Annotated in this window: 23 protein-coding genes; 13 read left to right on the top strand and 10 right to left on the bottom strand. The window is 54.9% G+C overall.

Going from position 1 to position 26,219, the window contains the following annotated elements; all coding sequences use genetic code 11:
* The first annotated feature begins 59 nt into the window (after positions 1-59).
* Entirely contained in the window at positions 60-314 is a 255-nt protein-coding gene (locus tag L462_RS12345) for a YkgJ family cysteine cluster protein (protein ID WP_032678582.1), read from the top strand.
* Here the strand turns inward: L462_RS12345 and setB are convergent.
* Positions 311-1,492 (bottom strand): sugar efflux transporter SetB, encoded by a 1,182-nt coding sequence (setB, locus tag L462_RS12350; protein WP_032678581.1) that lies wholly within the window; start codon positions 1,490-1,492, stop codon positions 311-313. The two genes, L462_RS12345 and setB, sit on opposite strands and share 4 nt — an antisense overlap.
* A 360-nt stretch (positions 1,493-1,852) precedes the next feature.
* Here setB and fruB point away from each other — a divergent pair, with 360 nt between their 5' ends.
* The 3 genes from fruB to fruA are packed head-to-tail and all read left to right on the top strand — an operon-like array spanning position 1,853 to position 5,620.
* Positions 1,853-2,983 carry a fused PTS fructose transporter subunit IIA/HPr protein gene (gene fruB, locus L462_RS12355; protein WP_032678580.1) on the top strand — a complete coding sequence of 377 codons (1,131 nt, stop codon included), beginning with the start codon at positions 1,853-1,855 and terminating at the stop codon, positions 2,981-2,983.
* Complete coding sequence (gene fruK, locus L462_RS12360) at positions 2,983-3,921, top strand: 1-phosphofructokinase (protein ID WP_014170919.1); 939 nt, start codon at positions 2,983-2,985, stop codon at positions 3,919-3,921. The genes fruB and fruK overlap by 1 nt, the downstream gene beginning before the upstream one ends.
* Before the next feature lie 16 nt (positions 3,922-3,937).
* Entirely contained in the window at positions 3,938-5,620 is a 1,683-nt protein-coding gene (gene fruA, locus L462_RS12365; protein ID WP_025203638.1) for a PTS fructose transporter subunit IIBC, read from the top strand.
* Positions 5,621-5,667: 47 nt separating this feature from the next.
* On the opposite strand, the gene nfo is transcribed toward fruA, so the two are convergent.
* Positions 5,668-6,525: a deoxyribonuclease IV gene (nfo, locus tag L462_RS12370; protein WP_032678579.1), complete on the bottom strand. Its 858-nt coding sequence runs from the start codon at positions 6,523-6,525 to the stop codon at positions 5,668-5,670.
* A 64-nt stretch (positions 6,526-6,589) separates the two neighbouring features.
* Positions 6,590-7,636 carry a YeiH family protein gene (locus L462_RS12375; RefSeq protein ID WP_032678578.1) on the bottom strand — a complete coding sequence of 349 codons (1,047 nt, stop codon included), beginning with the start codon at positions 7,634-7,636 and terminating at the stop codon, positions 6,590-6,592.
* A gap of 98 nt (positions 7,637-7,734) precedes the next feature.
* On the opposite strand from L462_RS12375, the gene yieE reads away from it, so the two are divergent.
* Positions 7,735-8,601: a DNA-binding transcriptional regulator YeiE gene (gene yieE / locus L462_RS12380; protein ID WP_032678577.1), complete on the top strand. Its 867-nt coding sequence runs from the start codon at positions 7,735-7,737 to the stop codon at positions 8,599-8,601.
* Between the two features lie 169 nt (positions 8,602-8,770).
* On the top strand, positions 8,771-10,240 hold the full coding sequence (locus L462_RS12385) for an amino acid permease (RefSeq protein ID WP_020883191.1): 1,470 nt from the start codon (positions 8,771-8,773) through the stop codon (positions 10,238-10,240).
* A 53-nt stretch (positions 10,241-10,293) separates the two neighbouring features.
* Here the strand turns inward: L462_RS12385 and L462_RS12390 are convergent, their stop codons facing one another.
* Both L462_RS12390 and fghA read right to left on the bottom strand, forming a co-directional pair.
* Positions 10,294-12,279: a ligand-gated channel protein gene (locus L462_RS12390; protein ID WP_032678576.1), complete on the bottom strand. Its 1,986-nt coding sequence runs from the start codon at positions 12,277-12,279 to the stop codon at positions 10,294-10,296.
* A 249-nt stretch (positions 12,280-12,528) separates the two neighbouring features.
* The gene (gene fghA / locus L462_RS12395) at positions 12,529-13,365 is read right to left on the bottom strand and encodes an S-formylglutathione hydrolase (RefSeq protein WP_032678575.1); all 837 of its coding nucleotides are present in this window, start codon (positions 13,363-13,365) and stop codon (positions 12,529-12,531) included.
* Positions 13,366-13,503: 138 nt separating this feature from the next.
* On the opposite strand from fghA, the gene L462_RS12400 reads away from it, so the two are divergent.
* The 7 genes from L462_RS12400 to mglC all read left to right on the top strand — a co-directional run bounded on the left by L462_RS12400 (position 13,504) and on the right by mglC (position 21,697).
* Complete coding sequence (locus L462_RS12400) at positions 13,504-14,652, top strand: YbfB/YjiJ family MFS transporter (RefSeq protein WP_032678574.1); 1,149 nt, start codon at positions 13,504-13,506, stop codon at positions 14,650-14,652.
* Between the two features lie 102 nt (positions 14,653-14,754).
* Positions 14,755-15,423, top strand: coding sequence for a GTP cyclohydrolase I FolE (gene folE / locus L462_RS12405; RefSeq protein WP_020883194.1), 669 nt, complete (start codon positions 14,755-14,757; stop codon positions 15,421-15,423).
* Positions 15,424-15,441: 18 nt separating this feature from the next.
* Complete coding sequence (gene yeiB, locus L462_RS12410; protein ID WP_032678573.1) at positions 15,442-16,599, top strand: DUF418 domain-containing protein YeiB; 1,158 nt, start codon at positions 15,442-15,444, stop codon at positions 16,597-16,599.
* A 155-nt stretch (positions 16,600-16,754) separates the two neighbouring features.
* Complete coding sequence (gene galS / locus L462_RS12415) at positions 16,755-17,777, top strand: HTH-type transcriptional regulator GalS (RefSeq protein ID WP_020883196.1); 1,023 nt, start codon at positions 16,755-16,757, stop codon at positions 17,775-17,777.
* A 295-nt stretch (positions 17,778-18,072) separates the two neighbouring features.
* On the top strand, positions 18,073-19,071 hold the full coding sequence (gene mglB, locus L462_RS12420; protein ID WP_032678572.1) for a galactose/glucose ABC transporter substrate-binding protein MglB: 999 nt from the start codon (positions 18,073-18,075) through the stop codon (positions 19,069-19,071).
* A 79-nt stretch (positions 19,072-19,150) separates the two neighbouring features.
* Complete coding sequence (mglA, locus tag L462_RS12425; protein ID WP_020883197.1) at positions 19,151-20,671, top strand: galactose/methyl galactoside ABC transporter ATP-binding protein MglA; 1,521 nt, start codon at positions 19,151-19,153, stop codon at positions 20,669-20,671.
* 15 nt (positions 20,672-20,686) lie between these two features.
* Positions 20,687-21,697, top strand: a complete 1,011-nt coding sequence (gene mglC, locus L462_RS12430; RefSeq protein WP_014170905.1) for a galactose/methyl galactoside ABC transporter permease MglC — start codon at positions 20,687-20,689, stop codon at positions 21,695-21,697.
* Between the two features lie 49 nt (positions 21,698-21,746).
* Here the strand turns inward: mglC and L462_RS12435 are convergent, their stop codons facing one another.
* The 5 genes from L462_RS12435 to L462_RS12455 all read right to left on the bottom strand — a co-directional run bounded on the left by L462_RS12435 (position 21,747) and on the right by L462_RS12455 (position 26,208).
* Positions 21,747-23,135, bottom strand: a complete 1,389-nt coding sequence (locus tag L462_RS12435) for a glutamine synthetase family protein (RefSeq protein ID WP_032678571.1) — start codon at positions 23,133-23,135, stop codon at positions 21,747-21,749.
* Between the two features lie 121 nt (positions 23,136-23,256).
* Positions 23,257-23,976: an outer membrane permeability protein SanA gene (gene sanA / locus L462_RS12440; protein WP_014170903.1), complete on the bottom strand. Its 720-nt coding sequence runs from the start codon at positions 23,974-23,976 to the stop codon at positions 23,257-23,259.
* Positions 23,977-24,103: 127 nt separating this feature from the next.
* Positions 24,104-24,988, bottom strand: a complete 885-nt coding sequence (cdd, locus tag L462_RS12445; protein ID WP_032678570.1) for a cytidine deaminase — start codon at positions 24,986-24,988, stop codon at positions 24,104-24,106.
* A gap of 129 nt (positions 24,989-25,117) precedes the next feature.
* Complete coding sequence (locus tag L462_RS12450; protein WP_014170901.1) at positions 25,118-25,813, bottom strand: CidB/LrgB family autolysis modulator; 696 nt, start codon at positions 25,811-25,813, stop codon at positions 25,118-25,120.
* Entirely contained in the window at positions 25,810-26,208 is a 399-nt protein-coding gene (locus L462_RS12455) for a CidA/LrgA family protein (protein WP_020883202.1), read from the bottom strand. Before L462_RS12455 ends, L462_RS12450 begins: the two co-directional genes overlap by 4 nt.
* Positions 26,209-26,219: the final 11 nt, after the last annotated feature.

The following is a 26,219-nucleotide window of genomic DNA, read 5'->3' as shown; positions in this document are numbered from 1 at the left end:
GTGTTACTGTGCGCGCAATGCCCGACTGCGCGGGCGTTCTTCAGCGAAAGAGAGCCTGTATGGATTGTCGTCCCGATTGTGGCGCGTGTTGTACCGCACCGTCCATTTCAAGCCCCATTCCTGGCATGCCGGACGGCAAACCTGCCAATACCCGCTGCGTGCAGCTTGCTGAAAATAACCTGTGCATGATTTTTGGTTCACCGCTGCGCCCGAAAGTCTGTTCCGGCCTTCAGCCGTCCGCGGAGATGTGCGGCAGCACGCGCATGCAGGCGATCACCTACCTTCTTGAGCTGGAAGCGCTCACCGCCCCTTAAACGTCCTTAATTCGCGCCAGACACCCTATCGTCAGCGTACACATCACCAGCGCAATCCAGAATACCGTGTGATAGCTCCAGATCTCGGCCACGATGCCGGCCATTGAGCCTGCAATAATCCAGCCCACGCGAGTGGTATTGGTATAAAGGGTGGTGGCGGAGCCTGCCTGGCCTGGCATCAGGTCCTGGAAGTAGAGCATGCCAATCCCGGCGAGTATGCCGATATAAATGGCGTTGAGAAGCTGCAATGCCAGCAAGAGTCCCGGCGTGTGCACCGTCAGCATACCGATATAGAACAGCAGTCCTGCGACAGCCGCGATGCGCATTAAAAAACGCTTTCCGAAACGCTTCGCGTAATAGCCCGCGATCAGCATGGTCGGGATCTCAAGCCCGGCCGCGGTTCCCATCATAATGCCCGCCAGCTTCTCTGGCAGATGCAGCTCATCAATAATAAACAGCGGCATGTTGATAATATAAAGGCTGTTTGTTCCCCACATCAACGTACAGATAACAAACAGGAGCAGCGCATCACGACGGTTACGGCGCGGGGCTTCCAGTACGCCTGAAGCCACTTTGGGCTCTTTGCGCATCGACGGCAGGAAGAACCACACCATGGTGCCGCACACCACAAACGCGACAGCCGCACTCAGGTACATTATCGTAAAGCCAAACCCCATCGCCAGGGCATACGCCAGCGGCGGGCCAATGACCCATGCCAGCGACACCTGGGCACGCAGAATAGAGCTGAACATCACCGCTTCACGACCGGTATGGTCGGCGTGCTCGCGGGCGAGGGCGAACATCTGCGGGTTCGCCGTGGAACCGAAGCTGCTCAGGAACACCCCCACGAACAGCAGGATGAAATAGTTGCGGTTAAAAGCAAACAACACGCAGGCAAACACCCCGAGAAGGCAGCAAAAGACGATCAGACTTTTACGATCGCCTTTTCTGTCGGAACGCCCCGCCAGAAACTGACTCACCAGAATGCCGATGATGGCACTGCCGGTAAAAAAGAAGCCAACCATTGCCGGACGGGCGTGGACTTCATTGGTCAGAAACAGGCTCAGCGTGGGCGTCTGTAACGCCCCGGCAATGCCGGTAAGGAAGGCAACAATCAAAAACGCCGTGGACGTCAAATCAAAGGGTTTTGGCGAGGCGGCGGCAGGGGTGTTATGCATACTTTCAGTATCAGCAAGTCATAAAGAGACGCGGAGTGTACGACGCTTGTCAGAAAATAAACAGGTACTGCGGTCAATTTCGCCACGAAAAATCAAAATGCCATTTCAATTAACAGTCGCGGGCTGAACTTAGCTGAAACTGACTTGCTGAACGTCAGCAAGATTCAGCTGAGCGAAGAAGAAATGTGCTGTATCTCTAAATTCTGCATCGCCATTTGTAACTTTTCTTGCAAGGTTAAGCAGAAAGCGCAAGACTTTTTGAAACGTTTCAGCGCTATCTTGTTTTAACAAACGGAGCAGGCTAGCGCATTTTTTCTCATTTAAGCTGAAACGATTCAAGTTCAGCAGGAGAGGAGAACCATGTTCCAGTTATCTGTTCAGGATATCCACCCGGGCGCTCAGGCCGGGAACAAAGAAGAGGCCATTCGCCAGGTTGCCGCTGCCCTTGTGCAGGCGGGTAATGTCGCGGACGGCTACGTTAACGGCATGCTGGCGCGCGAGCAGCAGACCTCCACTTTCCTCGGCAATGGCATTGCCATTCCGCACGGTACAACGGACACCCGCGATCAGGTGCTGAAAACCGGCGTTCAGGTTTATCAGTTCCCTCAGGGTGTGGTGTGGGGCGACGGTCAGGTTGCTTACGTGGCAATCGGTATCGCTGCCAGCAGTGACGAGCACCTGGGCCTGCTGCGTCAGTTGACGCATGTGCTGAGCGATGATTCGGTGGCTGAACAGCTGAAGTCCGCGACGACGGCGGAAGAGCTGCGCGCGTTGCTGATGGGCGAAAAACAGAGTGAAGCGCTGAAACTGGATAATGAAACATTGACCCTGGATGTCGTGGCGAGCGATCTGGTCACGCTGCAGGCGCTGAACGCAGGCCGCCTGAAAGAAGCCGGTGCGGTAGACGCGTCCTTTATCACGCGCGTTATCAATGAGAAGCCGCTGAACCTGGGACAAGGTATCTGGCTGAACGACAGTGCTGAAGGCAACCTGCGTAGCGCTATCGCGGTGAGCCGCGCGGCCAACGCGTTTGACGTTGAGGGCGCGCACGCTGCGATGCTGGTCACCGTCGCGATGACCGATGAACAGCCGGTTTCCGTGCTAAAACGTCTTGGCGATCTGCTGCTGAATGACAAGGCTGAAAAACTGCTGAACGCTGACGCAAGCACGCTGCTGGCGCTGCTGACCAGCGATGATGTGCTGACTGATGACGTGCTGACCGCTGAGTTTGTAGTGCGTAACGAGCACGGCCTGCATGCCCGTCCTGGCACCATGCTGGTGAATACCATTAAACAATTCGAAAGTGAGATTACCGTGACTAACCTTGATGGCACGGGCAAACCGGCCAACGGTCGTAGCCTGATGAAAGTTGTCGCGCTGGGCGTGAAGAAAGGTCACCGTCTGCGCTTTACCGCACAGGGTGCTGATGCTGAACAGGCGCTGAAAGCGATTGGCGACGCCATCGCGGCAGGTCTGGGGGAGGGCGCATAATGAGCAGACGTGTTGCGACTATTACGCTGAACCCGGCATACGACCTGGTGGGGTTTTGCCCGGAGATTGAGCGCGGCGAAGTAAACCTCGTGCGTACCACTGGCCTGCATGCTGCAGGTAAAGGGATTAACGTCGCGAAAGTGCTCAAGGATCTCGGTATCGATGTCACCGTGGGCGGATTCCTCGGTAAAGATAACCAGGATGGTTTCCAGCAGCTGTTCAGCGAACTGGGGATTGCTAATCGTTTTCAGGTTGTTCAGGGCCGTACCCGTATCAACGTCAAGCTGACGGAGAAAGACGGCGAAGTGACCGATCTGAACTTCTCAGGCTTCGAGGTGACTCCGTCAGACTGGGAGCGCTTCGTGAACGACTCTCTGACCTGGCTTGGTCAGTTCGACATGGTCTGCGTCAGCGGCAGCCTGCCGTCCGGCGTGAGCCCTGAAGCGTTCACCGACTGGATGACGCGTCTGCGAAGCCAGTGCCCATGCATTATTTTTGACAGCAGCCGTGACGCGCTGGTCGCCGGCCTGAAAGCCTCGCCGTGGCTGGTGAAGCCGAATCGCCGCGAACTGGAGATCTGGGCTGGCCGTAAGCTGCCAGAATTAAAAGATGTGATTGACGCTGCCCATGCGCTGCGCGAGCAGGGTATCGCTCACGTGGTTATCTCTCTTGGTGCAGAAGGGGCGCTGTGGGTTAACGCTTCTGGCGAATGGATCGCCAAACCGCCATCGGTTGACGTTGTCAGCACCGTTGGCGCAGGGGATTCAATGGTTGGCGGTCTGATTTATGGCCTGCTGATGCGTGAATCCAGTGAACATACTTTACGTCTTGCCACCGCCGTTGCTGCCCTGGCCGTTAGCCAGAGCAATGTCGGTATTACCGATCGTACCCAGTTAGCCGCGATGATGGCGCGCGTTGACTTAAAACCTTTTAACTAACAGCAGGAGAGGAATAATGAAAACGCTGCTGATCATTGACTCCGGTCTCGGACAGGCTCGCGCCTATATGGCGAAGACCTTGCTGGGAGCGGCGGCGAACAAAGCACATCTTGAGATGACGGATAACCCGGGCGACGCCGAAATGGTGATTGTTCTGGGGGATAAAATTCCCGCTGACAGTGCGCTGAATGGCAAAAAAGTGTGGCTGGGCGACATCAATCGCGCGGTGGCACACCCGGAACTTTTCCTGAGCGAAGCGAAAGGTCATGCGTCTGTTTACAGCGCACCGGTCGCGGCGCCGGTTGCCGCGTCCGGACCAAAACGTATCGTGGCGATCACGGCCTGCCCGACGGGCGTGGCTCATACCTTTATGGCGGCTGAAGCCATTGAAACCGAAGCGAAAAAACGCGGCTGGTGGGTAAAAGTTGAAACACGTGGATCCGTTGGTGCGGGCAACGCAATCACCCCTGAAGAGGTGGCTGAAGCCGATCTGGTGATGGTTGCGGCTGACATCGAAGTGGACCTGGCGAAATTTGCCGGTAAGCCGATGTACCGCACGTCAACGGGCCTGGCGCTGAAAAAGACCGCTCAGGAGTTTGATAAAGCGCTGGTGGAAGCGAAGCCGTATCAGGCAACGGGGTCCACGCAAACTGCGACGGAAGGTAAGAAAGAGTCAGCTGGCGCCTATCGCCATCTGCTGACCGGCGTGTCTTATATGCTGCCGATGGTGGTGGCGGGCGGTCTGTGTATTGCCCTCTCGTTCGCGTTTGGTATTACCGCGTTTAAAGAAGAAGGCACGCTGGCTGCTGCCCTGATGCAGATTGGTGGTGGTTCCGCGTTTGCCCTGATGGTGCCGGTGCTGGCAGGCTTTATCGCCTTCTCCATCGCTGACCGTCCGGGCCTGACGCCGGGTCTTATCGGCGGTATGCTGGCGGTGAGCACCGGTTCTGGCTTTATCGGCGGTATCATTGCCGGTTTCCTGGCGGGTTACGTTGCGAAGCTTATCAGCTCGAAGCTGAAACTGCCGCAGAGTATGGAAGCGCTGAAACCGATTCTGATCATCCCGTTGATTTCCAGCCTGGTGGTGGGCCTGGCGATGATTTACCTCATCGGTAAACCGGTAGCGGGTATCCTGGCGGGTCTGACCCACTGGCTGCAAACCATGGGTACTGCGAATGCGGTACTGCTGGGAGCTATTCTCGGTGGCATGATGTGTACCGACATGGGTGGCCCGGTGAACAAAGCAGCATACGCATTCGGTGTTGGCCTGCTGAGTACCCAGACCTACGCGCCAATGGCAGCGATTATGGCGGCCGGTATGGTGCCACCATTGGCTCTTGGCCTGGCAACCATCATTGCACGTCGTAAGTTCGACAAAGCGCAGCAGGAAGGGGGGAAAGCCGCCCTTGTACTTGGCCTGTGCTTTATCACCGAAGGGGCAATTCCGTTCGCGGCGCGTGACCCAATGCGCGTGCTGCCATGCTGTATCGTGGGGGGCGCGGTAACCGGTGCTATCTCCATGGCGGTTGGCGCGAAACTGATGGCACCACATGGCGGTCTGTTCGTGCTGCTGATCCCTGGTGCAATCACGCCAGTGCTGGGTTATCTGCTGGCGATTGTGGCCGGTACGCTGGTGGCAGGTCTCTCTTACGCGGTGCTGAAACGTCCGGAAGCGGAAGGGGTCGCGAAAGCGGCGTAAGCGGTAAAACAATAAAAAAGCCGGGTGCTTATGCGACCCGGCTTTTTTTATGCCGCCTGTTCAGCGGTTTGCTGTGCCTTCAGCCAGGCAATCTCTTCTGCCCAGATGTCCGGATTAATGGTTTCCAGCACCATCGGGATACCGTCGAAACGGGCATCCTGCATAATAAAGCGGAACACATCGTGGCCGATATTGCCTTCACCGAGGCTGTGATGGCGGTCCACGCGACTGCCAAACGCGCTTTTCGCATCGTTCAAGTGCATTCCGCGCAGATACTTGAAGCCCACAATGCGTTCAAACTCATCGAAGGTCTTTTTCGTCTCATCAAGCGTTCGCAGATCGTAACCCGCGGCAAAGGCATGGCAGGTATCAATACATACGCCCACGCGGGATTTATCCTCCACGCCGTCAATAATGGCCGCCAGATGTTCGAACTTAAAGCCGAGGTTACTGCCCTGACCGGCGGTGTTCTCGATGACCGCCGTCACGCCCTGGGTTTTATCCAGCGTGATGTTGATGGATTCGGCAATGCGCGCCAGACAGGCATCTTCGTCAATCTGCATCAGATGACTTCCCGGATGGAAGTTCAACAGCGTCAGTCCAAGCTGCTCGCAGCGCTGCACTTCATCAAGAAAAGCCTCGCGGGATTTCTCCAGCGCCTCCTGCACGGGATGGCCGAGGTTAATGAGATAGCTGTCGTGGGGAAGGATTTGACCCGGCCCGTAGTGGTATTTCTCACAGGCGGCTTTGAAATCATCAATCACTTCAGAGGTGAGCGGGGCGGCGCGCCACTGGCGCTGGTTCTTGGTGAACAGGGCGAAAGCGGTCGCCTCAATTTCGGCGGCGCGAATGGCGGCATTCGCAAGGCCACCTGCAGCGCTGACGTGCGCTCCAACATATTTCATAAAGGGACTCCTGTTAACCCGAAATACGTATGATAGCGGGTTAACAGGAGAAGGATGAAGTGGTTTATGCCATCAGGCTATGTACCGCGAGGTTAATCGCACCGCCGCCAACGATCAGCCAGATGAAGAGTACCAGCGCCATCAGCAGCGGTTTTGCACCTGCTTTTTTCAGCGCGCTAACGTGTGTCGTGACCCCGAGCGCCGCCATCGCCATCGCCAGCAGGACGGTATCAAGCGTGACCAGCATATCCACCACGGCTTTCGGCAGCAGGTGGAAGGAGTTAAATACCGCCACCACGATGAAAAGAATCGCAAACCACGGAATGGTGATTTTACTCTTCTGGCTACTGCCTGCCGGCGCGAGTTGTTTTACGCGAGCGGCCAGGATAATCAGGAACGGAGCCAGCATCATGACGCGCAGCATTTTGGCAATGACCGCGGCATTTTCCGCATCCGGATTAATGGCGTGACCCGCCGCCACCACCTGAGCCACTTCATGCATGGTTGAACCAATATAAATGCCGTAGGTCTCCGGGCTAAACCAGTGCGCAACCAGCGGGTACATGGCCGGGTAGAGGAAAATCGCCAGCGTACCGAAAATAACCACGGTCGCGACGGCAACCGTCACTTTGCTGGATTCTGCCTTAACGACAGGCTCGGTTGCCAGTACCGCGGCAGCCCCGCAGATGCTGCTGCCGGCACCAATCAGCCAGCTGGTTTGTTTATCCAACCCAAACACTTTCTGGCCAATAAAGCAGGCCAGTAAAAAGGTGCTGGTCAGGGTCAGGACGTCAATAGCGATCCCGCTGACGCCGACATCCGCAATCTGTGAAAAGGTCAGGCGGAAGCCGTAAAGGATAATCCCGAGGCGCAGCAGATGCTGTTTGGCGAAAATAACCCCGCCATCACAGGACTTCCAGATATGGGGGTAAACGGTATTTCCCACCACCATGCCGAGCAATATTGCCAGCGTTAAGGCACTAAAACCTGCCCCGGCGACGGCCGGAATACTGCCGCCCCATAACGCTACGCCAGTTACCACCGCGCTGAGCGCAAGACCCGGCACGAAGTGCCACAATGTACGTTGATGCTGTAAGGTGTGTTCTGACATAACCTTCTCCTTTATCTGGCTAAAAGGTTACGGCGTTGTGGCTTAAAAATAAAATTGATTATATACTTATAATCAATCTATATAAGTGGTAAGTGACCATGCACATTACGTTGCGTCAGCTGGAAGTTTTTGCCGAAGTGCTGAAAAGCGGGTCGACGACGCAGGCCTCGCAAATGCTGGCGTTGTCCCAGTCCGCGGTCAGCGCGGCCCTGACCGATCTGGAAGGGCAACTGGGGGTTCAGCTTTTCGACAGAGTGGGGAAACGGCTGGTCGTCAATGAACATGGCCGCCTGCTGTACCCGCGCGCGCTGGCACTGCTGGAGCAGGCGACTGAAATCGAACAATTGTTCCGCGAAGAGAACGGGGCCATCCGCGTTTACGCCAGCAGTACGATCGGTAATTACATTCTGCCGGAAGTGATTGCCCGCTATCGCCGGGATTTCCCGACCCTGCCGCTGGAGATGAGCGTTGGCAATAGCCAGGATGTCATCAATGCGGTGATCGATTTCCGCGTGGACATTGGTTTGATTGAAGGGCCGTGTCACAATGTCGATATCATTGCTGAACCCTGGCTGGAAGATGAGCTGGTGGTGTTCGCCTCGCCTGCCTCTTCTTTATTACAGGGTGAAGTGACGCTGGAACGGCTGGCTCAGGCGCAGTGGATCCTCCGGGAACAGGGCTCCGGTACCCGTGAAATTGTCGATTACCTGCTGCTCTCCCACCTGCCGCATTTCCGGCTGAGTATGGAGCTGGGCAACTCGGAAGCCATCAAACACGCGGTCCGTCATGGGCTGGGCATCAGCTGTCTCTCCCGGCGGGTGATTGCTGAACAGCTTGAGTCCGGCACGCTGGTCGAAATACCGCTCCCGTTGCCTAAACTGGTGCGCACGCTGTGGTGCATTCATCATCGTCAGAAACACCTTTCCAGCTCGCTGCAGCGTTTTCTGCGCTATTGCGACATGTAAACCCGCAATGCGGATCCTCTCCGTTGGGAGAGGGGAGATGCAGATGCGTGCTTTACTTATAATCCTGGCCGAGTCATGAAGCTCTCTTATAACTGAGCATTTCTGCCGGAAGGAACGCGTATCGTCTGCTACAATCGCGCCTCATTTGTTGAAGGGACAGCATTTTCACATGGTTTCAGAAATTAAAACCACAGAAGCGCCCGCGCTACGTCGCGAACTTAAGGCGCGTCACCTGACGATGATCGCTATCGGCGGTTCAATCGGTACAGGTCTTTTTGTTGCCTCTGGCGCAACAATTTCGGCAGCCGGCCCGGGTGGGGCACTTTTCTCTTATATCCTGATTGGCCTGATGGTGTACTTCCTGATGACCAGTCTGGGCGAACTGGCGGCGTACATGCCGGTATCCGGTTCGTTTTCGACCTACGGTCAAAAATACGTTGAAGAAGGCTTCGGCTTCGCGCTGGGCTGGAACTACTGGTACAACTGGGCCGTTACTATTGCCGTTGACCTGGTCGCCGCACAATTGGTGATGAACTGGTGGTTTCCGGACACGCCAGGCTGGATCTGGAGTGCGCTGTTCCTGGCGGTGATCTTCCTGCTCAACTACATCTCCGTGCGTGGTTTTGGCGAAGCGGAATACTGGTTCTCTTTGATCAAAGTGGCAACCGTCATCATCTTTATCGTCGTCGGTGTGGCGATGATCGTTGGTATTTTCAAAGGCGCTCAACCTGCAGGATGGAGTAACTGGAGCATTGGCGATGCGCCATTTGCGGGTGGATTCTCGGCCATGATTGGCGTGGCGATGATTGTCGGCTTCTCTTTCCAGGGAACCGAGCTGATCGGGATTGCTGCCGGTGAATCCGAGAACCCGGAGAAGAACATTCCACGCGCGGTGCGTCAGGTATTCTGGCGTATCCTGCTGTTCTATGTGTTTGCGATTTTGATTATCAGCCTGATCATTCCTTACACCGATCCAAGCCTGCTGCGCAATGATGTGAAAGACATCAGCGTTAGCCCGTTCACGCTGGTCTTCCAGCATGCCGGTCTGCTCTCCGCCGCGGCGGTGATGAACGCCGTTATCCTGACCGCCGTGCTCTCAGCGGGTAACTCCGGCATGTATGCGTCTACCCGTATGCTCTATACCCTGGCATGCGACGGCAAAGCGCCACGCATCTTTTCTAAGCTGTCCCGTGGCGGCGTACCGCGTAACGCCCTGTATGCCACAACGGTGATTGCCGGTCTGTGCTTCCTGACCTCCATGTTTGGTAACCAGACGGTGTATCTGTGGCTGCTCAATACGTCCGGTATGACGGGCTTTATCGCCTGGCTCGGGATTGCTATCAGCCACTATCGCTTCCGTCGCGGTTACGTTATGCAAGGTCATGACATCAATGACCTGCCGTATCGCTCAGGGTTCTTCCCGCTGGGGCCTATTTTCGCCTTCATTCTGTGCCTGATTATTACGCTGGGACAGAACTATGAAGCGTTCCTTGCGGACCGTATCGACTGGGGTGGTGTAACGGCGACCTACATCGGTATTCCGCTGTTCCTGATAATCTGGTTTGGTTACAAACTGACGAAGGGGACGCGCTTTGTTCGCTACAGTGAAATGGAATTCCCGGGACGCGTAAAACAATAACCGCACTTCCTCTCTTTTAGCCCGCTCGGTTGAGCGGGCTTTTTTATTGGCGATCAGAAGCTGTAGGTCATGCCGACAGTGTAACGGCGGCCATCAAGTACGGTATCGTAAGTCTCGTAATCAATCTGTTTATCCAGCACGTTATACACGCCTGCGGTTACCAGCAGGTTCTTGTTGGCGTTATAACGCAGACCCACATCAACCTGCGTGTAAGACGGTGTGCCCTGTGACATTGAGGTTCGGCTGAGATACTCAGAAGATTTGCCGCGGAAGTTCAGGCGGCTCCAGAAGCCCACATCCTGCGTGGCCTGCCAGTCCAGCGTGGTGTTGAACATATGCTTAGGCATTTTATTCAGTGGCTTACCGGAGAACTGACCGCTCTTCTGCTCGGATTCGGTATAGGTGTAGTTAGCCGTCCAGTTAACATCCTGGGTGATTTTCCAGCCGAAAGTGGATTCCACACCGCGCATGTTGGCTTTGTCGACGTTGACCCGGTCGCTGACAAAATCGTAGGCATGACCGCCAATCGTACAGGCAGGGTCGGCACTGCTGTTACAGCGGCGTACTTCAGTGATTTTGTTTTTGAAGTCGGTATTGAACAGCGTAACGCCAGCGTTAAGACTGTCATTGTTATCCCAGAGCAGGGCGATCTCTTCGCTCAGGCTCTTCTCCGGCTTGAGGTCCGGGTTACCCACGATCATGCCATCCAGCCGACCGCCGCCCGTTGCCTGGCCCCAGCTGGCGGAGGACTGACGCAGATCCGGTGCACGGTAGCCGGCAGAAACGCCCCCTTTTAACGTCCACTGTTCTGCAAGGTGCCACACCCCATAACCGCGAGGCGTCCAGTTGGTGCCATAGTTCTGGTCTTTATCCATACGCAGACCACCGGTCGCCGTGAAGCTATCGGTCATCGCCCACTCATCTTCAGCAAACAGCGCCCAGCTCCAGCGCGTCAGTTTGTTGAGCCCGTCCGCCGCCTCAAGCTGGTTACCGTTGTCACGCAGCTTCTCATAGCGATACTGACCGCCGAGGGTCAGGGTATGGTCGCCGAGGAAGATCTGGTTCTGGTTGTTGAAAGTGGTGTTATACGAACGCATTTTGCGAACCGGGTTATTGGTCTCTTCCTGCTGGATGTAGCTGGTGGTGTTGAAGTCGCTGTAGTAACCGCTGTGGGTAAGGGAATAGGTCGTATGTTCGTAGCGGGTTTCGCTTTTGCTGTTTGGCGTGCAGGTTGTCCCGCGGCAGGTTTCAGTCGCTTTCGACTTGCCCGGCGTGCTGTTTCGGTCCTGAAGTTCGCGGGTAAAATCGAGGTCAAAATCGTTCTGCTCGTCTGGGGTAAAGTTCAGCGTGACCCCGCCGTTACGCATTTTCTGCTCATTGAAACCGTTCAGGATCTGATCTTCCGCGCGACGTGAGAGCAGGCCTGTCACTTTTGCACCGAGCAGTCCGTCAATTAACGGGCCGGAAGCGTAGGCGTTGGTCTGGAAGATATCCCCGGAATCATGGTTCTCCTGGAACGTGGCATCGCCGTGTAACGATCCGGTCCAGGCTTTGGTATTCGAGACTTTTTTGGTAATGATGTTGATTACGCCGCCCATTGCATCTGAGCCATAGAGCGATGACATGGGCCCGCGGATAACTTCGATGCGCTCGATAGACTCCAGCGGCGGTAGCCAGCCTTGCTCAATGCCCGAGTTATCGCTGTTCGGGCGCGTGCTGCGTGTGCTGACGCGCTTGCCATTGACCAGGAACAAGGTGTACTGGGACGCCATGCCGCGAATGCTGATATCGCTGCTGCTTCCGCCGCCCGTGACGACGACGCCCGGGACATCTTTTAGCGCATCGGTCACATCGCGGTAAGCTTTGTCTTCAATCTGCTGCTTTGAAATGACGGAGATAGAGGCCGGGGCATTCTGGATTTTTTGCTCAAAACCCGTGGCGGTCACCACCACGGTATCCGGGTCGGCTGCGTGAGCAAGAGGGGAGAGCATGGCGGCGCTGATGGCAACAGCCAGTAACGTAACGCGTGGTATTGTCATTTGAACATTCCATATCAAAAAGAAAAACACTCCATCGGGTAACCCTGAGAACTGTATGTATTTGTCTTGTAAGAACTCTTTGTGATGGAGAAGAGCCTGGAATTGTACAAAAGAATGTGAAATTGTAAACACAAATGATAATCGAAATCATTTGTGTTTTGATGTTGGTTGGTGAAACTGGCTTTTATTCAAAGGGATAGGGTTTTGAGGCCCGGCAGACGGAGCGCCTCCGGGCAAGAAGGGAGGAACTTACTTAAACAGATGCGCCGCATGGAAGCGGAGATGATCTTCAATAAATGACGCCATAAAGTAATAGCTGTGGTCATACCCTGGCTGGATACGCAGCGTCAGCGGCCAGTCCTTCTGGCGTGCCGCTTCGGCCAGCACCGCAGGTTGTAGCTGACCGGCGAGGAACTGATCCGCATCGCCCTGATCGATCAGCGTCGGGATGGCGTCCCCCGTGTTGCTGGCCAGCATCAGCGCACAGCTGTCCCACGCCTGCCATTTATCCGTGTCACTGCCCAGATAATGGGTGAAGGCTTTCTGACCCCATGGCACCTGGGTGGGGTTCACAATCGGGGCAAATGCCGACACGCTGGTGTATTTTCCCGGATTTTTCAGCGCCATTATCAACGCGCCGTGTCCACCCATGGAGTGTCCGCTAATGGCGCAGCGGTCGCTTACCTCAAATTCGGCCTGAACCAGCGCAGGCAGTTCGTCACGAATGTAATCATACATGCGGTAATGACGTGCCCAGGGCTGCTCTGTCGCATTCAGGTAGAATCCGGCGCCTTTGCCCAGATCGTACCCGGCATCATCGGCGACATCATCGCCACGCGGGCTGGTGTCAGGCATGACCAGCGCAATCCCCAGTTCAGCCGCAATACGCTGCGCGCCCGCTTTGGTGGTGAAGTTTTCGTCGGTACAGGTTAAACCGGACAGCCAGAACAGCCCGGGTGGCTTTACGCCCGTTTCAGTTGGCGGCAAAAAAATGCTGAACGTCATGGCACAGTTCAGTACGCTGGAGTCGTGCCGCCAGCGCTGCTGTCGACCTTCAAAACAACGATGCTCTTCGAGCAGTTCCATGCAGGGCTCCTTAATACGAATTGCTATTCACTCGGCCCATAATACAGAGTTTTCATTTACCTGTGAGTAACTTTCACTTTCGCAGGACGGTAAGATGCGGCATCATAAATTAACTTTTCTTTAACAATTGGAGCGGTCATGGCGCTGCGTATCGCGCTCAGTGGGTTTGTGGTTCTGGTGGTAGCAATGGGGATAGGGCGCTTTGCTTTTACCCCTCAGGTGCCGCTAATGATTGCTGCCGGGCAACTCACGCTCACCAGCGCGGGCCTGGTGGCGGCGATGAACTATCTGGGCTATCTGGTGGGAGCATGGGATGCAATGCGTGCGCACCGCTTCGTTGAAACACGCCTCTGGTTGGGTATTTTTGGTGCGGTTGCGCTGACGCTGCTTTCCGCTGCGGCCGATAACGCCGTGGTACATGGCCTGCTGCGCTTTGTGATTGGCTGCATGAGCGGCTGGTCGATGGTGCTGATTGCCGCCTGGACCAACGAGCGGCTGGGACAACTGGGGAAACCGGGTCTCAGCGCCGCGGTATTTGCCGGGCCAGGTGCAGGTATTGCGCTCAGCGGGCTGCTCGCCGTCTATATCCAGGCTAAGGCGCTCTCCGCCGGTGCAGCATGGCAAATCTACGGCGTACTGGCGCTGGTGCTTATCGCGCTGGTGGCCCGGTATCTGCCGCGTGCGGGTCAACTTCACCGGCCGGGCAGCGCACCGGAACCGCTCGTCCTGACGAAGAATTTAAAGCGCCTGGTCTGGAGCTACAGCCTGGCCGGGTTTGGCTATATCCTTCCGGCGACCTTTTTATCGCAAATGGCGGCCGTGCGTTTTCCCGGCAGTCTGTTTGCCCAGTTTGTCTGGCCGATATTTGGTATTGCCGCCGTGGCGGGCATTGCGCTCAGCATCGTTTTACGCCACACCTCAACCTCAAACCGCAGGCTGGCTATCGTATTGTGGTTGCAGGGGGCCGGCGTACTGGCAGCCTGGCTGTTGCCGGGGATTGGCGGGTTACTGACCGGCGGCTTGCTCGTTGGGGGCGGGTTCTTGTGTGCCGTTCAGCTCTCTTTACTTTATGGGCGCGAGCTGGCTCCAGATCACACGCGCTACATGGCGGGACTGCTTACTACTGGTTATGCCATCGGTCAGTTGATTGGCCCGGTAACGTCGGCGTTGTCGACGTGGCTCACGCACCGACTGGAGCCTGCGCTGGGGCTGGCGGGCGTCGCGCTGTTCATCGGCGGCGCACTGGTCTGGGATCGTCAGGCCGAAAGGCAACAGCAATTGCAATAATTATCGTCGTGAATACTGGATTATGTGCGCCGCCTCACGCACAATGAGCGCACACTTTTGCCACAACGAGGGCAAAAGACGCCACACCTGCAGGAGAAAAGAATGCCATCACTCAGTAAAGAAGCAGCCCTGGTTCACGAAGCTCTGGTTGCGCGTGGTCTTGAAACGCCACTGCGTCCACCCGTTCAGGAACTGGACAATGAAACCCGTAAGCATCTGATTGCTGGGCATATGACCGAGATCATGCAACTGCTGAATCTCGATCTGAGCGACGACAGTCTGATGGAGACGCCGCACCGTATCGCAAAAATGTACGTTGACGAAATTTTCTCCGGCCTGGATTACGCCAATTTCCCGAAAATCACCGTCATTGAAAACAAGATGAAGGTGGATGAGATGGTAACGGTACGTGATATCACGTTAACCAGTACCTGCGAACACCACTTCGTGACCATCGACGGTAAAGCGACCGTGGCTTATATTCCTAAAGATACGGTGATTGGTCTGTCGAAGATCAACCGCATCGTGCAGTTCTTTGCTCAGCGTCCGCAGGTGCAGGAGCGTCTGACGCAGCAGATCCTGACCGCGCTGCAAACGCTGCTGGGCACCAATAACGTGGCAGTATCTATCGACGCCGTTCACTACTGTGTGAAAGCGCGCGGCGTGCGTGATGCCACCAGTGCGACCACCACGACGTCGCTGGGCGGTCTGTTTAAATCCAGCCAGAACACCCGCCAGGAGTTTCTGCGCGCCGTGCGTCACCACAACTAATCTGACAGGGCAGGCTACATGGAGCGAAACGTCACGCTCGATTTTGTTCGAGGCGTCGCCATTCTCGGTATCCTGCTGCTTAACATCAGCGCCTTCGGCTTGCCGAAGGCGGCGTATCTCAATCCTGCGTGGTATGGCGACATTACCCGCAGCGATGCCTGGACGTGGGCCATCCTCGATCTCTTCGCCCAGGTCAAATTCCTCACCCTGTTTGCCCTGCTGTTTGGCGCGGGCCTGCAGCTACTGCTCAGGCGCGGTACGCGCTGGATCCAGTCGCGTCTGACGTTGCTGGTGATCCTCGGCTTTATTCACGGGCTGTTCTTCTGGGATGGCGACATTCTTCTCGCCTATGGCTTAGTCGGGCTGATTTGCTGGCGGCTCATTCGCGATGCGCACAGCGTAAAAAGCCTGTTTAACACGGGCGTGATGCTTTACGTCATGGGCCTTGGCGTGCTGTTACTGCTGGGGATAATCTCCGGTGATGCGGCAAACCGTTCATGGATCCCCGATGCCGCCAACCTTCAGTACGAGCAGTACTGGAAGCTGAAAGGAGGCACGGAAGCGATAAGCAACCGTGCGGATATGCTTGGCGATAACCTGCTGGCGCTGGGCGCACAATATGGCTGGCAGCTGGCAGGGATGATGCTGATGGGGGCATCACTGATGCGCACCGGCTGGCTGAAAGGGGAGTTTTCCCTTCGCCACTATCGCCTGACGGGAGCCGGGTTAATTCTTCTCGGCGTGCTGATTAATCTGCCGGCCGTGATCATGCAGTGGCATCTGCACTGGAACTACCGCTGGTGTGCGTTTCTGCTTCAGGTCCCGCGCGAGTTGAGCGCGCCCTTCCAGACGATTGGCTATGCGGCACTCATTTACGGCTTCTGGCCACAAATTTGTCGCGCATGGATTGTCAGTGCCATTGCCTGCGTAGGACGTATGGCCCTCAGCAATTACATTCTGCAGACGCTGATATGCACCACGCTTTTCTATCGGTTTGGCCTGTTTATGAAATTCGACCGGCTTTCGCTGCTGGCGTTTGTTATCCCGGTCTGGATGGTTAACCTGGCGTTTTCTGTTCTCTGGCTACGTTATTTCCGCCAGGGGCCGCTGGAGTGGGTGTGGCGTCAGTTAACCGCACATGCTTCAGGGGTATCATTGAGAAATACATCCAGATAACGATCTGGATCACAATCATTAACAAAACGGATGTAAACGTTTTCATCTGTGTGAGCTTCTTCACGTAGTCCCCTTTCTCTCGCTGCCAAAATAGCCACCTTGCTAAACACAGGGGGTGTCTGTGAGTTGCTGCAATCCTTTGAAGGATGGTGAATATGATCACCATTCGTGACGTCGCCCGTCAGGCGGGTGTTTCCGTGGCTACCGTCTCACGCGTGCTGAACAACAGCGCGCTGGTCAGCCCTGACACCCGCGAAACCGTAATGAAAGCCGTGACCCAGCTGGGTTATCGCCCTAATGCCAATGCGCAGGCGCTAGCCACGCAGGTCAGCGATACCATTGGCGTGGTGGTGATGGATGTCTCTGATGCCTTTTTCGGTGCGCTGGTTAAAGCGGTAGACGTTGTCGCTCAGCAGCATCAGAAATACGTGCTGATTGGCAACAGCTATCACGAGGCTGAAAAAGAGCGTCATGCGATTGAAGTGCTGATCCGCCAGCGTTGTAACGCACTGATTGTGCATTCAAAAGCCTTAAGCGATGACGAGATTTCCGGGTTTATGGAGCAAATCCCGGGCATGGTGCTGATCAACCGTATTGTGCCAGGGTATGCCCACCGCTGCGTCGGGCTGGATAACGTCAGCGGGGCGATGATGGCCACCAAAATGCTCATCAACAACGGGCATCAGCGGATCGGTTTTTTGGCCTCCAGCCATCATATTGAAGATGATGAGCTGCGGCGCGAAGGCTGGCAAAACGCCCTTAAAGAACAGGGTATTACGCCGTCTGAAAGCTGGGTTGGAACCGGCACGCCGGATATGCAGGGCGGGGAGGCGGCGATGGTGGAGTTACTGGGCCGTAATCTGCAGCTGTCTGCCGTGTTTGCCTATAACGATAACATGGCGGCCGGGGCGCTGACTGCGCTGAAGGATAACGGCATTGCGGTGCCACAGCATTTATCGTTGATTGGTTTTGATGATATTCCCATTGCCCGTTACACCGACCCGCAGCTGACCACCGTGCGTTACCCCATCGCCTCTATGGCCAAACTGGCCACTGAGCTGGCGTTACAGGGGGCGGCAGGGCTGCTGGATCCGGGCGCAACACACTGTTTCATGCCGACTTTAGTGCGTCGACATTCTGTCGCTGCCCGGCAAATTGTGGTTCCGATCACTAACTGATTACATCAGCGGATGTAACCGTTTTCAATCTGTGAGTAAATTCACAGTATCTTAACAAGGCGCTGACTATGATGTCAGCGTTTTAGGGGCTGAAACGCTATGTAACAGTGATTAATCACTTTCACCATAGCCAATGTGCCGCAAACAACGAATAAAACGCATTTCTGGAGCGTTACCGAACACGGAAGATAGAAATTTTATAAGTGAACTTCGGCTGTCAGTAACGTTTTATTAACACCTGCCTGCCGATCGTTATTCACAAGAACTACCCTGCATAAAAAAAACCGGAGATACCATGAATAAGAAGGTGTTGACCCTGTCTGCTGTAATGGCAAGCATGCTTTTTGGTGCAGCAGTGCACGCTGCGGATACCCGTATTGGTGTGACCATCTATAAATACGACGACAACTTCATGTCTGTTGTCCGTAAAGCTATCGAGAAAGATGCTAAAGCAGCGCCAGATGTTCAGCTGCTGATGAATGACTCCCAGAACGACCAGTCCAAACAGAACGACCAGATCGACGTTCTGCTGGCAAAAGGCGTGAAGGCACTGGCCATCAACCTGGTTGACCCCGCTGCGGCAGGCACGGTCATTGAAAAAGCGCGCGGCCAGAATGTGCCGATTGTCTTCTTCAACAAAGAACCTTCCCGTAAAGCGCTGGACAGCTATGACAAAGCGTTTTACGTCGGTACTGACTCCAAAGAGTCCGGCATTATTCAGGGCGATCTGATCGCTAAACACTGGGCGGCGAACCCGAACTGGGACCTGAACAAAGACGGCCAGATCCAGTTCGTGCTGCTGAAAGGCGAACCAGGCCATCCGGATGCTGAAGCCCGTACCACTTACGTTATCAAAGAGCTGAATGATAAGGGCCTGAAAACCCAGCAGCTGGCATTAGATACCGCGATGTGGGATACCGCTCAGGCGAAAGATAAGATGGACGCGTGGCTGTCCGGCCCGAACGCTAACAAAATCGAAGTGGTAATTGCCAACAACGATGCGATGGCTATGGGTGCGGTAGAAGCGCTGAAAGCGCACAACAAATCAGCCATTCCTGTGTTCGGTGTGGATGCACTGCCAGAAGCTCTGGCCCTGGTGAAATCCGGTGCAATGGCCGGGACCGTGCTGAACGATGCCAACAACCAGGCGAAAGCAACCTTCGATCTGGCGAAAAACCTGGCCGATGGCAAAGGTGCGGCAGACGGTACGACCTGGAAAATTGAAAATAAAATCGTTCGCGTACCTTACGTTGGCGTAGACCAGTCCAACCTGGCTGAGTTTATCGGTAAATAAGTTATTTGAATTGTCTTCACTGGGCGCAACTTGTTGCGCCCTTTTATAACGCGATATGCGAGGCCAACAAGGTATAATTATGGTCAGCACAAATACTCAGTCATCTGGTGAATACTTGTTGGAAATGAGCGCTATCAACAAGTCATTTCCCGGGGTTAAGGCACTCGATAATGTTAATTTAAAAGTTCGTCCTCACTCTATTCACGCATTAATGGGGGAGAACGGCGCAGGTAAATCAACATTATTAAAATGTCTTTTTGGGATCTATCAAAAAGATTCTGGCAGCATTCTTTTTCAGGGGAAAGAGATCGATTTCCATTCAGCAAAAGAAGCACTGGAAAACGGTATCTCAATGGTTCACCAGGAATTAAACCTGGTGCTGCAGCGTTCTGTTATGGATAACATGTGGCTGGGCCGTTATCCGACCAAAGGTGTCTTTGTCGATCAGGATAAAATGTATCGCGACACCAAAGCGATTTTCGATGAACTGGATATTGATATCGATCCGCGCGCCCGCGTGGGAACGTTATCCGTGTCCCAAATGCAGATGATCGAAATTGCCAAAGCGTTCTCCTATGATGCGAAAATCGTCATCATGGACGAACCGACATCGTCATTAACGGAAAAAGAGGTTAACCACCTTTTTACCATTATTCGTAAGCTCAAAGACCGCGGCTGCGGCATTGTTTATATCTCTCACAAAATGGAAGAGATCTTCCAACTGTGTGATGAGATTACCATCCTGCGCGATGGCCAGTGGATTGCCACCCAGCCTCTCGAAGGGCTGGATATGGACAAGATCATCGCCATGATGGTGGGGCGCTCTCTGAACCAGCGCTTCCCGGACAAAGAGAACAAGCCGGGTGAAGTGATCCTTGAGGTTCGCAATCTCACCTCGCTGCGTCAGCCGTCTATTCGCGACGTCTCTTTTGACCTGCATAAGGGCGAAATTCTCGGTATCGCAGGTCTGGTTGGGGCAAAACGTACTGATATTGTCGAAACCCTGTTCGGTATTCGTGAGAAAGCCGCGGGCACTATCACGCTGCACGGTAAGAAAATCAATAACCACAGCGCTAACGAAGCCATTAATAATGGTTTTGCGCTGGTCACGGAAGAGCGTCGTTCGACCGGTATTTATGCGTATCTGGATATTAACTTTAACTCGTTAATTTCCAATATTCGCAACTATAAAAACAAAGTCGGGCTGCTGGATAACTCCCGCATGAAGAGCGATACCCAGTGGGTGATTGACTCCATGCGCGTCAAAACGCCAGGTCACCGCACGCAAATTGGTTCGCTGTCAGGCGGTAACCAGCAGAAGGTCATTATTGGCCGTTGGTTATTAACCCAGCCAGAAATCCTGATGCTGGATGAACCGACCCGCGGTATTGACGTCGGCGCGAAGTTTGAGATTTATCAGCTGATTGCCGAGCTGGCGAAAAAGAATAAAGGGATCATTATTATTTCTTCCGAAATGCCGGAATTGTTAGGGATCACAGATCGTATTCTGGTTATGAGCAATGGTCTCGTTGCCGGTATTGTTGACACCAAAACGACAACGCAAAACGAAATTTTGCGTCTTGCGTCTTTGCACCTTTAAGATCAGGGGCTCCTCATGAGTGCGTTAAATAAAAAAAGTTTTCTCACTTACCTGAAAGAAGGCGGTATTTACGTTGTTCTTTTAGTACTGCTGGCTATCATCATTTTCCAGGACCCTACGTTCTTAAGCCTGTTGAACCTCAGTAACATCCTGACCCAGTCCTCCGTGCGTATTATTATCGCGCTGGGCGTGGCGGGACTTATCGTGACGCAGGGGACTGACCTGTCAGCGGGACGTCAGGTTGGCCTCGCGGCGGTTATCGCGGCAACGCTGCTACAGTCGATGGAAAACGCCAACAAGGTGTTCCCGGAAATGGCGACCATGCCCATTTTCGTGGTGATCCTGATTGTCTGTGCGATCGGCGCAGTGATTGGTCTGATTAACGGCATCATTATCGCTTACCTGAACGTGACGCCATTTATCACCACCTTAGGTACGATGATCATCGTTTACGGTATCAACTCCCTGTACTACGACTTCGTGGGGGCGTCGCCAATCTCTGGCTTCGACAGCGGGTTCTCGACCTTTACGCAAGGGTTTATCGCGCTGGGCAGTTTCCGCCTGTCGTACATTACCTTCTACGCCCTGATTGCCGTCGCTTTTGTCTGGATCCTGTGGAACAAAACCCGCTTCGGTAAAAACATCTTCGCTATCGGCGGTAACCCGGAAGCGGCGAAAGTATCCGGCGTCAACGTTGCCCTGAACCTGTTGATGATCTATGCCCTGTCAGGTGTGTTCTACGCCTTTGGTGGGATGCTGGAAGCGGGCCGTATCGGCTCTGCAACGAACAACCTGGGCTTCATGTACGAACTGGATGCGATCGCAGCCTGTGTGGTCGGCGGCGTCTCCTTTAGCGGCGGCGTGGGTACCGTGTTCGGCGTGGTAACCGGTGTCATCATCTTTACCGTAATCAACTACGGTCTGACCTACATCGGTGTGAACCCGTACTGGCAGTACATCATCAAAGGCGGCATCATCATCTTTGCGGTCGCCCTGGATTCACTCAAATACGCGCGTAAAAAATAATCGCCTCTGGCATTACCTGGCCCGCTCATCGAGCGGGCTTTTTTGTGCTTCACGCCAGACTCGACTCCTCCCGGGTGACAATGCTCTCGAACCAGTCGAGCTCAGAGAGCTTGCAGGCAACCCACTGTTGAGAAAAAGCCTCTCCCAGGCTGCCGGTGAGATACTGACAGCGTGCAAATGTCTCAATCGCCTCCTGCTGAAACAGCGGCAGATCCGGCCCGTCCTGCTGAGGTTCAGGTAAATCCTGCTCGTCAAAATTTTCCAGCCCGTACAGCATTCCGCTCAGAAGCGTTGCCGCCACCAGATACGGGTTAGCATCAGCCCCGGCCAGCCGGTACTCAATACGCCGGTTATGGTCATCGGAGCAGGGAATACGCAGCGCGGCGGAGCGGGTGTTATAGCCCCAGGAGTTAAATAGCGGTTCCGTGAGGTTTTTACGCAGGCGGCGGAATGCGTTAACGCCAGGGGCGAGAATGGCGATAGAGGCGGGCATCAGCGCCAGCTGGCCAGCGATGCAGAGGCGCATCATGCTGTTCAGCGCTTCCACCGGAGACGCGAATACGTTTTCGCCATGAATATCGTTCAGGCTGAAATGGAAGTGCAAACCGCTGCCGGACTGCTGGCTGAACGGTTTGGCCATAAAGTTGGCCTGCAGACCCTGTTTCTCCGCAACGTAGCGGGTCAGGCGTCGCAGGGCCAGCACGTTATCGCAGACTTCAACGACGCGATGGCTATGCTTCAGGTTTAACTCGAACTGGCCAGATTCGGCCTCGGCCACGATCCCGGTCAGGGGGATACGCTGCAGGTGCGCCAGCTGCTCCAGCTCGTCAAACAGCGCCGCGTGTGCCGTTGAGGTATCCATATGAAAGCAGCCCTGATTTTGTGGATCCTGCGTGCCGCGCCCGGTCAGGTAAAACTCAATTTCCGGGGCAATCACCGGGAAGAGCCCGTGCTGATGGAAACGAGCCAGAACGTTTTGCAATATCACCCTTGGCTCAAGCGGGCACGGTTTGCCGTCGCTCTCTTTCATGGTCAGCAGGATCTGCGCGTTATGCTGAGGGTCTTGCGAACAGGGGCGCAGGGAACCGCCGACGGGAACGCAGAGCCGGTCGGGCTCATCATCAAGCGGGGCGGCTATTTTGCCTTTATGGTCCATGGAGTAGACGGAGAGGGGGAAGTAACAGCCTTTTTCCAGATTCAGCATGCTTTCCACCGAGAGCCGCTTGCCGCGCATAATGCCATTGATATCGTTCAGGTAAACGTCAATATGTTTTGTCTGCGGGTAACGTTCCAGGTAATCCGCCACTTCCAGCGAGAGGTTGTGCTGCATGGCATCAAGTTTGTCATCAAGCCAGAGGCCAGCGTTGAGCGCCGTCGGGAGTGATAAACCCGGGAAGTTAAAATAGGGGCGGATATTTTTCAGGAAAAACGCATTCATTATTGAGTTCATAGTCATTCTTCAATGAAGCCGTAGCGGCAGTGAACTCAGCTTAAAAGGGGCGGCGTAAAGGCGGGATAAAAAGCGTTACGCCCGGTATAAAGAAAGTATAAAGGCGAGGCTATTTTTTCTCTTTTTTCTGCATATCAAGCAGTTGTTCTGGCGTGACGGCCGGGTAGCCCTGCGCATCTTCCGGCACTTCATGCATCGCCGGAATGGGTACCAGCGGGCCTAAAAAGCGTGGTTCACGTTTGAAGATGTACAGATCGGCCAGAGCGCCAAAACGCGCGCCAAACTCACGTACGCGGACGCTCAGCATATCTTTAGGCGACGGCACGGCGTAGCACTGCGCCTGAATACCCATATGCAGCGCGATAAACAGCGCCCGTTCGCAGTGGAAGCGTTGGGTGATGATGATGAAATCGTTGGTATCGAACACCTTGCGCGTACGCACGATGGAATCCAGAGTGCGGAACCCGGCGTAGTCGAGCACGATATCGGCCGGATCGACGCCGGCGGCAATCAGGTCTTTGCGCATGGTGACCGGTTCGTTATAGCTTTGCAGCGCATTATCGCCGCTCAGCAGCAGGTAATTCACTTTGCCGCTGTTATACGCGTTCAGCGCGCCCTGAATGCGGTAACGGTAATACTGATTAATTACCCCGGTGCGGTAATACTTGGCGGTACCCAGCACAACGCCGACCTGACGATAGGGCAGGTCCTGCAGGTCGTCAAAGATATACGGAGCCGTTTTCCAGCTCATCCAGCGATCAAGACCCAGCACGATCAACAGCAGTATGCCGACCAGGACAGACAGGCTGTAAAAAGCGCGCTTTAACATGCAGATGGCTCGTACCGAAGGTGAAATTTAACTCAGGCTACTTTACCCGCCTGGTTAGCGCAAGAAACAGCGAATCAACTGAGGGGTTTTTCAGCAAAGCGGCGGGCATTTCTGCCCGCCGGAGGCATTACGCAAGCAAAACACGGTCAATAGTTGAGCAACCGAGCGCTTTCAGCGTTGCGGCGGTGGCGTCCCACTGGATCAACGGCGCGTCGGCTTTCTCTGCCAGAATAGCGCGCTGAATGTCCGGGTAGTCATAGCCATTGAGGCTCAGCAAATTCAGGGCGCCCTGAAGCGGTGGCAGCGTCGGGTTAAAGGCGGCGTTTTCGGCATAGCTTCCGGTGAAGATGCGACCATCACGACACTGCAACGCCACACCGCTTGGGGAGTGACTGTATGGCGTGTGGCTCTTGTTCGCCGCGCGAATCGCGGCTTCGCTCAGCGAATCGCCGGAAAGGGCAAAACCGTGATCCTGTTCATCCATCAGCAGCGTTTTGATGTCGAGATCTTTCGGACCAAACGCGTCAGGCAGGTAATCCCCGAGGGTATGCGGCGCACGGCCTGGCAGATTGATGCGTAACTCCAGCCCGCTGTTCAGCTCGTTCATGAACTGGCGGCAGTGGCCGCAAGGGGTGTAGTTAACGGTAATGGCGCTCAGCGCTTGTTCACCGCGCAGCCAGGCGTGGCTGATGGCGCTTTGTTCCGCGTGAACGGTCTGCTGCATGGTCGCGCCCAGGAACTCCATGTTGCCACCGAAGTACCAGGTTCCACTTACGCCGCGTGCAATCGCACCGACGTTGAAATGAGAGAGATCGGCGCGGGCGCAGGCTGCCGCCAGCGGCAGCAGCGCGAAGGCCAGCGCGTCGTCGTCCAGCCCTGTGGCTTCTTTCAGTGCCGTGACGTGTTCAGCCGTCAGCAGGGCCGGGAAATGCTCATCCGCCAGAATCGGGGCCAGAGCTGATTGCACATTCTCTGCAAGCTGGGCGAAAGCAGCTTGAAAACGTGGATGCATGGCGTTTGCCTCATAAAGGTTAATGGATCGGTAGTTTACGAAGCCGCTGGGGCTTTATATGTGATCCACTTCTCATTATGTATGCAACTTATGAAAACAAAATGAAATTTGCGCGACGCATCGCAAATTTTAACCCATGACAGCCACAATCAGCGGGAAAATAAACGGTGCGAGCAGGGAGGTGATAATCCCGCAGATCACCAGTGCGAGTGAGCTAAACGCCCCTTCCTGATAATCCAGTTCAGCGCAGCGCGCGGTGCCCAGGGCGTGCGACGCGGTACCCATCGCCAGACCTCGTGCCGCTTTGGTGTGGATACGCATCGCATTCAGCAGGGTATGTCCAAAGACCGCGCCGAGGATCCCCACGAATATCACACACATGGCGCTGATGGCCGGAATCCCCCCCAGGCTGCCGCCCACGGCCATCGCAATAGGCGTGGTGACCGACTTAGGCAGAATAGAGGCCGCAATTTGCGGGGACGCGCCCATCAACAGCGCCACCGAGGTGCCGGTGATCATCGCCACCAGGCTCCCGACAAAACAGATGGTAATGATGGATTTCCAGCGGGCGCGGATCTGGTGCAATTGCTCATATAAAGGAAAGGCGAGCGCCACCACGGCCGGCTGCAGAAGGTCGTTCAAAATTTTGCTGCCGGCAAAGTAGCGTTCATAAGGAATGCCGGTGAGAAGCAGGAACGGGATAATCACCACCATCGCCACCAGCAGCGGATTAAGTAACGGCATTTTGAAACGTGCGGCGAGTTTGCGTGCGGCGAAGAACACTGCCAGCGTTAACGGCAGCGACCACCAGATATTGGCCATCATTGTTTTGTTCCTTTCTGCCCAACCACTTTACGTTCGCCATGCACCAGATGCGAACTCCAGCTTACTACCAGGAAAACCACCAGCGTACTGACCGCGCAGGACACCACAATGGGTCCGAATTGCGCCTGGAGCAAATCAAAATACTGCATAACCCCGACGCCGATAGGCACGAACAGCAGCGCCATATAGCGAATAAGGACAAAGCAGCCAGGGTTAACCCATCTGGCAGGCAAAATTTGCAACGCCAGCAAAACAAAGAGGATCAACATTCCGATGATGCTGCCGGGAATGGTGATGGGAAGCAGGGATGCGATAAAGATTCCGGCATACAGGCAGGCGTAAATCAGGACGAATGCGCGAAGATATTGCCAGATAATGTTCAATGATTTTCTCATGGTGAAAGTCC

Origin of the sequence: Enterobacter sp. BIDMC 26 (assembly GCF_000534435.1) — a bacterium.
Lineage (GTDB): Bacteria > Pseudomonadota > Gammaproteobacteria > Enterobacterales > Enterobacteriaceae > Enterobacter > Enterobacter ludwigii.
This window is presented reverse-complemented; position numbering and strand designations above follow the sequence as displayed.